The organism is Celeribacter naphthalenivorans (assembly GCF_020524585.1).
Lineage (GTDB): Bacteria > Pseudomonadota > Alphaproteobacteria > Rhodobacterales > Rhodobacteraceae > Celeribacter > Celeribacter naphthalenivorans.
Window position 1 is genome coordinate 376,543 of sequence record NZ_JAIVLK010000003.1, and the last position, 12,863, is coordinate 389,405.

Here is a 12,863-nt window from a genome sequence, read left to right on the forward strand (position 1 = left end):
TCCTTTAACAGAACCGCAAAATCGAACCGGCCCAAAACGGGCCGGCTCAAACGGTCCTTACATGCGCTTAGGAGCGCTTGTTGTCGTCAAGATCCTCAAAGTCGGCATCGACGATGTCGTCATCGACGGAGGACGGACCTTCGTCCACATCGACGTCATCGGCCTGACCCGAAGAGGCTTGTTCGGCCTTATAGATGGCCTCGCCCAGTTTCATGGCCGCATCGGTCACGTTCTGGATGCCGGAGCGGATTTTGTCCGGGTTCTCGGTTTCCAGCTGATCCTTGAGCGCAGCGATGGCCAGTTCGATGGCTTCGATCGTGGTCGGATCGACCTTGTCGCCGTGCTCTTCCATGGATTTCTCCGTGGAGTGGATGAGGCTCTCGGCCTGATTCTTGGCTTCGACGAGATCTTTGCGGGCCTTGTCGGCTTCGGCGTTCGCCTCGGCGTCCTTGACCATTTTCTCGATGTCCTCATCGGACAGACCGCCGGAGGCTTGGATCGTGATCTTTTGCTCTTTACCGGTGCCTTTGTCCTTCGCACCCACTTCGACGATACCGTCGGCGTTGATGTCGAAGGTCACTTCGATCTGCGGCATGCCGCGCGGTGCCGGCGGGATGCCTTCGAGGTTGAATTGACCGAGCATCTTGTTGTCAGCGGCCATTTCGCGCTCGCCTTGGAAGACACGCAGCGTCACGGCGGACTGGTTGTCCTCAGCCGTCGAGAAGATCTGCGACTTCTTGGTCGGGATCGTCGTGTTGCGGTCGATCAGGCGAGTGAACACGCCACCCAGCGTTTCGATGCCGATGGACAGCGGGGTCACGTCGAGCAGGAGAACGTCTTTGACGTCGCCTTGCAGAACGCCGGCCTGAATGGCGGCACCCATGGCAACCACTTCGTCCGGGTTCACACCCTTATGCGCTTCTTTACCGAAGAATTTGGTCACTTCTTCAATGACTTTCGGCATACGGGTCATACCGCCAACGAGCACAACTTCGTCGATGTCGGAGGTGGAGAGACCTGCGTCTTTCAGGGCCGCTTTACACGGGTCCATCGAGCGTTTGATCAGATCGGACACGAGGCTTTCGAGCTTTGCACGGGTCAGTTTGACCACGAGGTGCAACGGCGTGCCGGAGGACGGGTCCATGGAGATGAACGGCTGGTTGATCTCGGTCTGAGTGGACGACGACAGTTCGATCTTGGCTTTCTCGGCGGCTTCTTTGAGACGCTGGAGGGCCATTTTGTCTTTGGTCAGATCGACGCCATGCTCTTTTTTGAACTCCTCGGCGAGGTAGTTCACGATGCGCATGTCGAAGTCTTCACCACCGAGGAAGGTGTCGCCGTTGGTGGCTTGCACCTCAAAAACGCCATCGCCGAGTTCGAGGATGGTCACGTCGAAGGTCCCGCCGCCAAGGTCATAGACCGCGATGGTTTTGGTGTCGTCTTTGTCGAGGCCGTAAGCCAGAGCCGCAGCGGTCGGTTCGTTGATGATCCGCAGCACTTCGAGACCGGCGATTTTGCCGGCGTCTTTGGTGGCCTGACGCTGAGCGTCGTTGAAGTAGGCCGGAACGGTGATCACCGCTTGGGTCACTTCTTCGCCGAGGTAGGACTCAGCGGTTTCTTTCATCTTGCCCAGGATGAAGGCGGAGATTTGCGAAGGCGAATATTTGTCGCCGCGCACTTCGACCCACGCATCACCATTGCCACCGTCGACGATGGAGTAGGGCACGAGTTTCTTATCTTTTTCCACGGCTTCGTCGCCCATGCGACGGCCGATCAGGCGTTTCACGGCGAAAACCGTGTTCTCGGGGTTGGTCACAGCCTGACGTTTGGCTGCCTGACCCACGAGGCGTTCACTGTCGGTGAAACCGACGATGGAGGGCGTGGTACGCGCCCCTTCGGAGTTCTCGATCACACGCGGCTGCGACCCATCCATGATGGCAACGCAGGAGTTGGTGGTCCCGAGGTCGATACCGATGACTTTGGCCATGCTCAAAATCCTCTCTTAGGCGATGTTGTGACGTTGGACCCATTGCGGCGTCCGCCGTCGATCCCAATGTTACTGACCGACCTGAAATCCAGTTTGAAGTTCAGGCCAATCAAAGCTTCTGGGCGTATATAAGGAGCGGTTTTGGCCCCTGCAAGTTGTGCGAGGGGGTCTATGCGTGGAAAAATGGAGTCATTTCCGTAAGAAAACGTCAGAGGATGTTAAAAATGCAGAAATCTGTGCCGTTGGATTTGCGGGGCATGCAGGTGTTCAGGGGGCTTTTGGACCTTGAGGAGCAAAAACGCATGGTCGCGGCACTGCGCGATGTGGTGCGCGAGGTGCCTTTGTTTCACCCGATGACGCCGTCGGGCAAGCGGATGTCGGTGCGAATGACTTCTGCGGGGCGCTTCGGTTGGATCACGGATGCGAAGGGCTATCGCTACAGTCCGACCCATCCCGAGGGGCAGACATGGCCTGAGATACCGGAGATCGTGTTGAAGGTCTGGTTGGAGGTGTCGGGCGCCACGCGCGCGCCAGAGTCCTGTCTGATCAATTTCTATGATGCGGAGGCCAAGATGGGTCTGCACCAGGATCGCGACGAACAGGATTTCTCGCAACCTGTGGTGTCTATTTCTCTGGGCGACGAGGCACTGTTTCGGGTCGGCAACGAGACGCGGGGCGGCAAGACGGAGAGTCTGTGGCTCAGCTCTGGCGATGTCGTCGTGATGGGCGGCGCCTCTCGGCTTTTGTATCACGGCATAGACCGGGTGAAGCCGGGGAGCAGCAGTCTTTTGCCGAAAGGCGGGCGGATCAATGTCACGCTCAGGGTCGTGACCTGAGGCTTAGCGCGCGCCCCAGCTCAGCGACACGCGTTTGCGGGTGAAAAACTCGGCCAAAAGCCCGATGGTCAGGCACACGAGCGTGAAGACGACCGGATACATAATTGAGCTTTTGTGCGGATTGTAATTCACGAAGGTAAAGCCACGGGCCTGATCGATGGTGTGGAACAACGGGTTCCATGTGAACATGGCGATCATGAAGGCCGGGGTCTGGTTGGCCACGAACATCTTGCCGGAGGTGAACAGATTTGCCCGCGTATAGATGAGCTGAAGAATCCGAACGAACCCCGGCGCCCAGGGTTTCGCCGCCAAAAACACCATGCCGATCGAGGAGCCTGAGGCCCAGGCCAGAAGGAACATGCCAAAGGCACCGGTCAGGTTTTGAAAATGCACGGTGCCCCAGCCCAGAGAGTAGCCGAACAGGATCACGGTCACGGAGAGTGTCTGGATATACAGCGTGCTGAGCGCCGAAGAGGTGATAGCGATGGCCGTGTTCATCGGCGCGTGCTGCATCATCGGCGAGGCGGCGGTTTCCGAGGAGGCGACGGCGGAGAGGGATTTATTGTGCGTGAGGAACAGGAAAATCCCCGACATGATATAGAGAATGAAATCGCCCCGGATCGCCGTGCCGCGCACGCCGATGATCGAATACATAAAGCTGAAGACCGCGACGAGGATCAGGGTCTGCGAGATGCTGATCAAAAGCCCGATGATCGGATTGCCGTTCGTCTTGCGGACATGGCGCACAGTGTTGACGAAAATCAACCTTAGGACAGTCAGGGCTGCCGACAGGCCGCTCTGGGTTCTGGTGTAATGGAACATCCTGTGGGTCCTGTCCTGAGAATATTGCCTGCCGATATGGGATTCGGGCGAGGGATTTCTTGCTGTTCCCTGTGAGCCGTAGCATAAGGTTGTTGAGGTTTTCTTTCAACGAAAACGCATCGATGTAGCGATTTAGGAGCGTAGTAATGGATTTTGATCAACTCATCCCGGTGATGCGGCGCCTTGCGATCGAGGCCGGGGAGAAGATCCTCGAGATCTATAATGCAGATGATTTCGAGGTCAAAACAAAGTCTGACGAAAGCCCGGTGACCGAAGCGGATGAGGCGGCGGATGCGCTGATCTCCGCAGGTCTTCGCGCGGCGTTCCCGGATGTGACCTTGATCACCGAAGAACAGGCGGAGTCGCACGGCCTGAAATCCGACACTTTCCTGATCGTGGACCCGCTGGACGGGACGAAGGAATTCGTCAAGCGTCGTGGCGATTTCACCGTCAACATCGCCTATGTCGAAAAAGGCGTGCCGCTGCGTGGTGTGGTCTATGCGCCCGCCAAGGACCGGCTGTTCATCACCGATGCGTCTGGTCAGTCCTATGAGGAGCTTGGCCCCTTCGATGCCACCACCCCGGGCGAGATGAAGAAGATCTCGGTCTCTAAACCGGACAATGAGGCTCTGATGATCGTCGCCTCGAAATCCCACCGCGATCAGGCGACCGAGGATTACCTCGCGAAATACAAAGCCAAGGACAGCAAATCGGCGGGGTCTTCGCTGAAATTCTGTCTCGTGGCGACGGGCGAGGCCGATCTTTACCCGCGCGTTGGGCGCACCATGGAGTGGGACACGGCGGCGGGTCATGCCGTTCTTTTGGGCGCCGGTGGCGAAGTTGTGCGTTTCGACGATCACAGCCCGCTGACCTATGGCAAAGAAGACTACGCCAACCCGTTCTTCATCGCCTATGCGCCGGGCGTCGAGCTTAAAGACGCTTGATGCCTGTTCTGATCGTTATTCCGGCCCGGTTCGCCTCGACGCGCTATCCGGGCAAGCCGCTTGTGGAGCTGACCGGGGCCATGGGCGAGAAAAAATCCCTGATTCACCGCAGTTGGGAGGCCGCTATGGCCGCCAAGGAGGTGGACCGCGTGGTTGTGGCCACCGATGACGACCGCATTCGTGCGGTGTCGGAGGCTTTTGGGGCGGAGGTCGTGATGACATCCGAGACCTGTGCCAACGGGACCGAACGCTGTGCCGAGGCGTTAGAGGCGCTGGGCGGCGGTTACGACATCATCGTCAACCTGCAAGGCGACGCGCCTTTGACGCCCGCCTGGTTTGTTGAAGAGCTGGTGGCCGGTCTGCGCGCGCATCCGACTGCCGAAGTGGCCACGCCGGTTCTGCGCTGTGACGGGCGGGCTCTGAACGGGTTTCTCGAAGATCGCAAAGCGGGTCGCGTGGGCGGCACCACCGCCGTCTTCGGGTCGGACCACAAAGGGCTCTACTTTTCCAAAGAAGTGATTCCCTACACCGCGGAAACCTATGCCGATACGGATGAGACTCCGGTGTTTCACCATGTTGGGGTTTACGCTTATCGCCCCTCCGCGCTGGGCGCATATCCAAAGTGGCCCATGGGGCCTCTGGAGCGTCTCGAAGGCCTTGAGCAACTGCGATTCCTCGAACAGGAACGCCCTGTGCTTTGCGTCGAGGTCGAATCTCGGGGGCGGCAGTTTTGGGAGCTCAACAACCCCGAAGACGTGCCCCGGATTGAGTCGATGTTGGCGGAAATGCGCGTAGAATAGCGCTAACTTTTTGTCTTTTTGCTTATTTCTTGTGCGGGTGCTAGGGCAGAGAGTACAGAGTTGTAAAACTGTGCCTTTCCTATGTGAATAGATACAGGTGATCCTGACCTTCCGACGTATTGTGCGTAAGGTCGGGGCAAGCGTATGCAATTAATGGGCTCATGAGTGCGAGCCGAAGGAGTGAAGATGAAAAAAGTCACCAAAGCGATTTTCCCAGTGGCGGGTCTTGGCACGCGGTTCTTGCCCGCAACCAAATCCATCCCGAAAGAGATCATGACCTTGGTCGACCGCCCGCTGATCCAATATGCCATCGACGAGGCACGGGCCGCAGGCATCAAAGAGTTCATCTTCGTGACCTCGCGCGGCAAAGGCGCGCTTGAGGACTACTTCGATCACTCGCCGGTCCTCGAACAAGAGCTTCGCAAGAAGGGCAAGGACAAGCTTCTCGAAGTTCTGAAAACCACCAACATGGACAGCGGCGCCATCGCGTATATCCGCCAGCACAAGGCCCTAGGTCTTGGTCACGCCGTATGGTGTGCGCGTCGTCTTCTCGATCCGAAAGAACCTTTTGCCGTAATCCTGCCGGATGACGTGATCGCGGCAGAGAAACCCTGTCTGCAACAGATGGTCGAAGCCTACGAAGAGCTCGGCGCCACGGGTTCCATGGTTGCCTCCATGGAAGTACCGGCGGACAAAGTGTCGGCTTATGGCGTTCTCGATGTGAAGGACGACATGGGCAGCACCGTGTCGGTCAAAGGCATGGTGGAGAAACCGGCGCCGGGGACCGAGCCGTCGAACCTCGCTGTGATTGGTCGTTACATCCTCGATCCCGCCGTGATGAAGAACCTGAACCAGATGAAATCTGGCGCCGGTGGTGAAATTCAGCTCACCGATGCGATCGCGGATGAGATCGGCACGGAGCGTGGCGTTTATGGTTACCGTTTTGCCGGTCAGCGTTTCGATTGCGGCTCGAAAGCGGGCTTCCTTCAGGCGACGATTTCCTTTGGTTTGTCGCGCGAGGATCTTCGCGATGAGCTTCAGGAATATCTGGATGAACTGTCCGCAGTTCGTGCTGCCGCTCAGTAAGGAATTTACATGACAAACTCCGTCATTGTGACTGGGGGTGCGGGCTATATTGGCTCGCACGCCTGTAAAGCCCTGCGCGCGGCGGGCTATGAACCCGTCACCTTCGACAACCTGTCCACGGGGTGGGAAGATGCGGTGAAATTCGGTCCCTTCGAGAAGGGCGATCTTTTGGATCGCGCCCGCCTTGATGAGGTTTTCGCCAAATACGACCCGGTTGCCGTGATGCATTTCGCGGCCTTCTCTCAGGTCGGCGAAAGCATGAAGGACCCCGGAAAATACTGGCGCAACAATGTCATCGGATCTTTGACTTTGATCGAGGCGGCTGTTGCGGCGGGTTGCATGAATTTCGTGTTTTCCTCGACCTGCGCGACCTATGGCGATCAGGACAACGTGGTTCTGGACGAGGACTCGGTGCAACTGCCGATCAACTCCTACGGCGCCTCGAAGCGTGCGATCGAAGACATCCTTGAGAATTTCGAACAGGGGTTTGGCCTGAACTCCGTGATCTTCCGTTATTTCAACGTCGCGGGCGGTGACCCCGATGCGGAAGTGGGCGAGTTCCACCAGCCGGAAACCCATCTCATTCCGCTGATGCTCGACGCGATTGCGGGCAAGCGCGACGCTTTGACCATTTTCGGCACGGATTACGACACGCCCGACGGGACCTGCATCCGCGACTATGTGCATGTCTGCGATCTGGTCGATGCGCATGTTTTGGGTCTGAAATGGCTCGAAGAGGGCAAAGGCAGCCGGGTGTTCAACCTTGGCACCGGCAAGGGCTTTTCCGTCCGCGAGGTGATCGACCATTCGCGTGCCGTGACCAATATGGATGTGCCTTACGTCGAGGGAGATCGTCGTCCCGGAGATTGCACCAAACTGGTGTCCGGCTCTGAGCGTGCGATTCAGGAACTGGGCTGGTCGCCAGATCGCTCGAACCTGTCTGAGATGATCGGTGACGCATGGAAATGGCATCAGACCGGGCATTACGACAAGTGAGGCGCCCGCCGCTAAATCTGTGATTCAGCTTTAGTGTGAAACGCTTTAATCTGGCCCAACACGTAGAAGGGGACCGGTTTGGGCCAGCTCTGGCAGAAGTATAAGCTGCGGGTTTTGCGACGGCATTTATTGTGGCGGGCCTTTCGCGCGCGTCACAAGCTCCATCTTATCCAAGACCGCACCTCAGGGATGGACGAGACGTCGATTCTCTGTGTTGCCTGCCTGCGCAACGAAGCGCTGCGTTTGCCCTATTTTCTGGACTACCATCGCCGCCTCGGTGTGACTCATTTCCTCTTTGTCGACAACGACAGCGATGACGGCACGGTGGCGCTTTTGTCCGGTCAGCCGGACGTGTCGCTCTGGTCTACTTCTGCGAGCTACAAGGATGCGCGCTTCGGGCTCGACTGGACCACATGGCTTCAGATGAAATATGCGCGCGGCAAATGGTGTCTGACTTTGGATGCGGATGAGCTGTTGGTCTTTCCGCACAATAAGACCCAAACCCTGCGGGATTTGACCCTTTTCATGGAGAAATCGGGCCAAAGCGCGCTGGGTGCCTTGATGCTCGATCTCTATCCGAAAGGGCCGATTGATCAGGTGACCTATCACGCCGGGGATGATCCGCGTGCGGTCATGCCCTATTTCGATCCGGCGCCCTATCGCGCGGTGCGTCAGGCGCCGAAAGACAATCTTTGGGTGCAGGGCGGTGTGCGCGAGCGCGTATTTTTTGCCGATGCCCCACGGCGAGGCCCGACATTGAACAAGCTGCCGCTGGTGAAATGGCATTGGCGTTATGTCTATACCAACTCGACACATGCTATGCTGCCGCGCGAGATGAATCATGCCTATGATGGGCCGGGGGAGAGCCGTCTTTGCGGGGTCTTATTGCACACGAAATTTCTGCCTGTGGCGATTGAGAAATCCCAAGAGGAAAAGACCCGAAAGCAGCATTTTGCCCAGCCTGACGCTTTTGGCGACTATTACGATGCTGTGATCCAGGCGCCCGATCTTTGGCACGAGGGAGCGGTGGCCTATGAGGGCTGGGAACAGTTGGAAGAACTGGGCCTGATGAGTCGGGGAGATTGGCGGGTTTAAAGAGCAAAGCTGTGGGCTTTGGTAAGCACAATTAAACAATTTTGCTATTTAATCTGAATTGTTTACGTTTAGATCGAGAATCCGTAGATAGTAGCGCAAAGGGTTCGGAGCCGGATGTCATAAACATCTGACGTTCCAATCCAGGGGGATACGAAGGCAGACTGGTGAGCAGGCTCGGGCAATATAAGATGCGGCTGAGGCGCAAGCGCGCGCTCTGGCAGGCCTTTCGGGCACGCCGGGAGCTTCATCTTATTCAGGACAACACATCCGAGATTCGCCCCGACGACATTCTGTTGGTCTGCACCCTGCGCAACGAATATGTGCGTCTGCCGTATTTCCTGAAATACTATCGGGACATGGGCGTGCGCCATTTCCTGTTCATCGACAATGACAGCGATGACGGCTCGCGTGAGTATCTGTTGGGGCAGGACGACGTGTCGATCTGGCACACGTCCGCGAGCTATCGCAAATCGCTGTTCGGTGTGCATTGGATGAACTGGATTTCGCGCAAATATTGCCATGGGCACTGGACGCTCACGGTCGATGTGGACGAATTCCTGGTCTTTCCGTTTTGTGACACCCGCCCGATTCCGGCGCTCACCGATTGGCTCGATAATTCCGGAATTCGAAGCTTTTCGGCGATGTTGATCGACATGTACCCCAAGGGGCCGATCGATGCGCAGCTTTACCGCGAGGGGCAAAACCCCTTTGAGATCGCGGAGTGGTTCGACAGCGGCAACTATATGATTTCCATGAACCCGGAGTATTACAATCTCTGGATTCAGGGCGGTCCCCGCGCGCGGCTGTTTTTCAAGGACGAGCCCAAAAGCGCGCCGTCTTTGAACAAAATCCCGCTGGTGAAATGGCATCGCGATTACGCTTATATGCAATCGACACATATGCTTTTGCCGCGTGGCCTGAACCTCGTCTATGAGACCGAGGGGGGCGAAAAGGCCTCTGGCGCGTTGCTGCATGCCAAATTCCTCAACACTTTCGTGGAAAAGACCCGCGAAGAGTTGGAGCGGCGTCAGCATTACGCCGGTTCGCGCGAATATCTCGCCTATCACAGCCGGATCGAGGATGATCCGGACCTGTGGTGCAACTGGTCTGAGAAATACATCAACTGGCGTCAGCTTGAGATTCTGGGCCTTATGTCCAAGGGGAACTGGGCATGACGGTCGGTTTCGTGATGTTGGTCCACACCGCGCTGCATCGGGCCGAACAGGTGGCGCGTCATTGGGCGACCCATGGCTGTCCGGTGGTGATCCATGTCGACCGGCGGGTGAAGAAAGAGGCCTACCAGCCCTTTGTCGACAGCCTGTCCGATCTTGATAATGTGCTGTTCTCGAAACGCCATGCCTGTGACTGGGGCACGTGGTCCTTGGTGGCCGCCTCTCAGGATGCCTCCGAGTTGATGTTGTCGCGCTTCCCGGAGGCGCGGCATGTCTATCTGGCCTCTGGCTCCTGCCTGCCACTGAGGCCCGTAGAGGATCTGAAACAATATCTCGCGGCACGGCCGATGACGAATTTCATCGAAAGCGTGACGACGGAGGATGTGCCCTGGACCGTGGGCGGGCTGGATTCGGAACGTTTCACCCTGCGATTCCCGTTCTCTTGGAAAAAACAGCGACGCCTGTTTGATCGCTATGTCCATCTGCAACGCAAGATCGGGTACAAACGCAAAATCCCCGACGGGCTTGTGCCGCATCTGGGGTCGCAATGGTGGTGCCTGACGCGTCAGACCCTATCGGCCATTCTTGAGGATCCGGATCGCAAGGCCTATGACGCCTATTTCAAGCGTGTCTGGATTCCGGACGAGAGCTATTATCAAACCCTTGTGCGGCTCTATTCCAACAATATCGAAAGCCGCTCTCTGACCCTGTCGAAATTCGACTATCAGGGCAAACCGCATATTTTCTACGACGATCACCTTCAGCTCTTGCGGCGCTCCGACTGTTTCGTCGCGCGTAAAATATGGCCGAAGGCGGAGCGACTTTACGCGACCTTCCTCAATCCGGACGTCAATCCGATGAAGGGAACAGAGCCTAATCCCGGCAAAATCGACCGTATTTTTGCCAAGGCGGTCGAGCGGCGCATCATGGGGCGCGAAGGCCTATACATGCAAAGCCGTTTGCCCGGGCACGGCAAGGGTCACGGCAAAACCAGTGCGCCCTATTCGATTTTCGAAGGCTTCTCTGATCTTTTCGAGGATTTCGACGAATGGCTGTCGCGGGCTGTGGGGGCGCGGGTGCATGGCCATCTTTTCGCGCCGGAACGGGTTGAGTTTTCGGGTGGGCAAAAGGTGTTCTCGGGGGCTCTGTCGGATCAGGCGGAGTTGCGGGACTACAACCCCTGCGGTTTTCTTACTTCGCTGATCTGGAACACCCGCGGGGAGCGGCAATGTTTCATGTTCGGCCCGCGCGACAATCAGGACATCAACTGGCTGGTGGCGACCGACCCGAATGCGCAAATCTCGGTGATCTCCGGGGCCTGGGCTGTGACACTGTTCCGCTCGAACCTGAGCTTTTCCGAAATTCGCCGCGAGGCTGCGCGTCTGCAAAAAATCGAGTCGCAGCACATCGAGATTTTACGTTCACAACACATCAAGGCACGGATCAGAATCTGGACCATGGCGGATTTCATCGAGAGCCAGATGGAGCCTTTGCAGGCCATTATAGACGAGATTGGCCCGCGCAATATCCGCCGCCTGACCGAAGCGCCGCGGATGCGAGACCTCACCGGGTTTGGACAATTCCTGCAAAACCTGAAAAACCAAGGTATGAAACCTCATCTCATGGGCGATTTTCCCATGGGCAACGAACCCGACACGCGTCCGCGCTCCAACAAGCGGCCTTACTTGGTAAAATAACCCATGTCTCAGCCCTTCGACTATTTCGTGATTTTTGCAGAGATGCGGACCGGCTCCAATTTTCTGGAAGAAAATGTCAACGCCTATCCGGGGCTGAAATGTTGGGGCGAGGTGTTCAATCCTGCCTTTATCGGCAAGTCGCAGCAAAAAGAGATGTTGGGCATCTCCATGCTGCAACGCGAGGCCGATCCCAGGGGGCTTTTGAAAAAGCTGCGCCAATCGACGGAGGGGTTGGCCGGGTTTCGGTTTTTCCACGATCACGACCCGCGCATTTTGGCCCATGTCCTTGAGGATCGGAAGTGCGCCAAGATCATCCTGACGCGCAATCCTCTGGACAGCTACGTGTCGCGTAAGATTGCCGGCGTGACGGGGCAATGGCGTCTGGGCGATCTCAAGGATGCGAAATCTGCGAAGATCGCTTTTGAGAAACGCGAATTCCAAACCATGCTGGATGAGTTGAAGGACTTTCAGATTTTCCTCCAGCGTCAGCTCCAGATGTCCGGCCAGACGGCGTTTTACATCAATTACGAGGACATTCAGGACGTCGAGGTTCTGAACGGTCTGGCGCGCTTCCTTGGTGTCATCGCAGAGCGCAACAAGACCTCGCAAAAGACCAAGGTGCAGAACCCGTCGCGTCTTGAGGATAAGGTTTTGAACTACGCGGAAATGGTGTCCGACCTGTCGAGTGTGGATCACTTTAACCTGTCGAACACCCCGAATTTCGAGCCGCGCCGCAAACCCGCTGTGCCGACCTATGTGGCGGCCGCTGAGACGTCCTTGCTCTACATGCCGGTGCGGGGCGGGCCAGAGGCCGCTGTGGCCGAATGGATGTCTGCGCTGGACAAGGTGGACCCTGAGGCCTTGCAGCGCGGGTTTTCGCAAAAGACCCTGCGGCAGTGGAAGCGTCAGCATAAGGGCCACCGCTGCTTTACGGTGATATCCCATCCTGCGCAGCGGTTGCATCGGGTGTTCTGCGATTACATCCTGAACATCAGCGGCAAGACCTACGGAGAGATCCGCGAGACGCTGCGCACGACCTACAAGCTGCCGCTGCCGCCGGGTGAGCCGACAGAGAGCTACACCCGCGACCAGCATCGCGAGGCGTTTCTGAAATTCGCGGGCTTTGTGCAGGGCAATCTGAATGGCCAGACCTCGGTGCGGGTCGATGGCACTTGGGCCTCGCAATCGGAAGTGATCAAAGGCTTTGCCGATTTCTCCCTGCCGGACATCGTGATCCGGGAAGAGAGCTTGGCGGAGGACCTGTCACATCTGGCCGCGAGCCTCGGGATCAAGCCCGCGCTTGTGGTGGATGAGCCCGAAGACGCGCCCTACACGCTCGCCGAGATTTACGATGCAGAGGTCGAAGAGGCCGTGAAAGCGGCCTATCAGCGCGATTACATGATGTTCGGGTTCAAGCCCTGGGCATAA

At 57.3% G+C, this 12,863-nt stretch carries 11 protein-coding genes; 9 read left to right on the forward strand and 2 right to left on the reverse strand.

Annotated features, from left to right (window positions below):
• Nucleotides 1-67: 67 nt before the first annotated feature.
• Nucleotides 68-1,987, reverse strand: a complete 1,920-nt coding sequence (gene dnaK, locus LC094_RS08455; protein WP_226551788.1) for a molecular chaperone DnaK — start codon at nt 1,985-1,987, stop codon at nt 68-70.
• Between the two features lie 224 nt (nt 1,988-2,211).
• On the opposite strand from dnaK, the gene LC094_RS08460 reads away from it, so the two are divergent.
• The gene (locus LC094_RS08460; protein WP_226551790.1) at nt 2,212-2,823 is read left to right on the forward strand and encodes an alpha-ketoglutarate-dependent dioxygenase AlkB family protein; all 612 of its coding nucleotides are present in this window, start codon (nt 2,212-2,214) and stop codon (nt 2,821-2,823) included.
• Between the two features lie 3 nt (nt 2,824-2,826).
• On the opposite strand, the gene LC094_RS08465 is transcribed toward LC094_RS08460, so the two are convergent.
• On the reverse strand, nt 2,827-3,645 hold the full coding sequence (locus LC094_RS08465; RefSeq protein WP_226551792.1) for an ABC transporter permease: 819 nt from the start codon (nt 3,643-3,645) through the stop codon (nt 2,827-2,829).
• A 146-nt stretch (nt 3,646-3,791) separates the two neighbouring features.
• Here LC094_RS08465 and cysQ point away from each other — a divergent pair, with 146 nt between their 5' ends.
• The 8 genes from cysQ (at nt 3,792) to LC094_RS08505 (ending at nt 12,863) form a co-directional block, all read left to right on the forward strand.
• Nucleotides 3,792-4,589, forward strand: a complete 798-nt coding sequence (gene cysQ, locus LC094_RS08470) for a 3'(2'),5'-bisphosphate nucleotidase CysQ (protein ID WP_226551801.1) — start codon at nt 3,792-3,794, stop codon at nt 4,587-4,589.
• Complete coding sequence (locus LC094_RS08475) at nt 4,589-5,389, forward strand: 3-deoxy-manno-octulosonate cytidylyltransferase (RefSeq protein ID WP_226551804.1); 801 nt, start codon at nt 4,589-4,591, stop codon at nt 5,387-5,389. Before cysQ ends, LC094_RS08475 begins: the two co-directional genes overlap by 1 nt.
• Nucleotides 5,390-5,575: 186 nt before the next feature.
• Nucleotides 5,576-6,475, forward strand: a complete 900-nt coding sequence (locus LC094_RS08480) for a UTP--glucose-1-phosphate uridylyltransferase (protein WP_226551806.1) — start codon at nt 5,576-5,578, stop codon at nt 6,473-6,475.
• Nucleotides 6,476-6,484: 9 nt separating this feature from the next.
• Nucleotides 6,485-7,471 carry a UDP-glucose 4-epimerase GalE gene (gene galE / locus LC094_RS08485; protein WP_226551808.1) on the forward strand — a complete coding sequence of 329 codons (987 nt, stop codon included), beginning with the start codon at nt 6,485-6,487 and terminating at the stop codon, nt 7,469-7,471.
• 189 nt (nt 7,472-7,660) lie between these two features.
• Nucleotides 7,661-8,566 (forward strand): glycosyltransferase family 2 protein, encoded by a 906-nt coding sequence (locus tag LC094_RS08490; RefSeq protein ID WP_226551810.1) that lies wholly within the window; start codon nt 7,661-7,663, stop codon nt 8,564-8,566.
• Nucleotides 8,567-8,754: 188 nt separating this feature from the next.
• Nucleotides 8,755-9,741: a glycosyltransferase family 2 protein gene (locus LC094_RS08495; RefSeq protein WP_226552249.1), complete on the forward strand. Its 987-nt coding sequence runs from the start codon at nt 8,755-8,757 to the stop codon at nt 9,739-9,741.
• A complete protein-coding gene (locus LC094_RS08500) occupies nt 9,738-11,435 on the forward strand; it encodes a beta-1,6-N-acetylglucosaminyltransferase (RefSeq protein WP_226551812.1) in 1,698 nt (565 codons plus the stop codon). The genes LC094_RS08495 and LC094_RS08500 overlap by 4 nt, the downstream gene beginning before the upstream one ends.
• Before the next feature lie 3 nt (nt 11,436-11,438).
• Complete coding sequence (locus LC094_RS08505; protein WP_226551814.1) at nt 11,439-12,863, forward strand: nodulation protein NodH; 1,425 nt, start codon at nt 11,439-11,441, stop codon at nt 12,861-12,863.

Bases quoted from the DNA above. Each gene is read 5' to 3' on its own strand.
- dnaK (WP_226551788.1), bottom strand. From the start codon at position 1,987: ATGGCCAAAGTCATCGGTATCGACCTCGGGACCACCAACTCCTGCGTT.
- LC094_RS08460 (WP_226551790.1), top strand. From the start codon at position 2,212: ATGCAGAAATCTGTGCCGTTGGATTTGCGGGGCATGCAGGTGTTCAGG.
- LC094_RS08465 (WP_226551792.1), bottom strand. From the start codon at position 3,645: ATGTTCCATTACACCAGAACCCAGAGCGGCCTGTCGGCAGCCCTGACT.
- cysQ (WP_226551801.1), top strand. From the start codon at position 3,792: ATGGATTTTGATCAACTCATCCCGGTGATGCGGCGCCTTGCGATCGAG.
- LC094_RS08475 (WP_226551804.1), top strand. From the start codon at position 4,589: ATGCCTGTTCTGATCGTTATTCCGGCCCGGTTCGCCTCGACGCGCTAT.
- LC094_RS08480 (WP_226551806.1), top strand. From the start codon at position 5,576: ATGAAAAAAGTCACCAAAGCGATTTTCCCAGTGGCGGGTCTTGGCACG.
- galE (WP_226551808.1), top strand. From the start codon at position 6,485: ATGACAAACTCCGTCATTGTGACTGGGGGTGCGGGCTATATTGGCTCG.
- LC094_RS08490 (WP_226551810.1), top strand. From the start codon at position 7,661: ATGGACGAGACGTCGATTCTCTGTGTTGCCTGCCTGCGCAACGAAGCG.
- LC094_RS08495 (WP_226552249.1), top strand. From the start codon at position 8,755: ATGCGGCTGAGGCGCAAGCGCGCGCTCTGGCAGGCCTTTCGGGCACGC.
- LC094_RS08500 (WP_226551812.1), top strand. From the start codon at position 9,738: ATGACGGTCGGTTTCGTGATGTTGGTCCACACCGCGCTGCATCGGGCC.
- LC094_RS08505 (WP_226551814.1), top strand. From the start codon at position 11,439: ATGTCTCAGCCCTTCGACTATTTCGTGATTTTTGCAGAGATGCGGACC.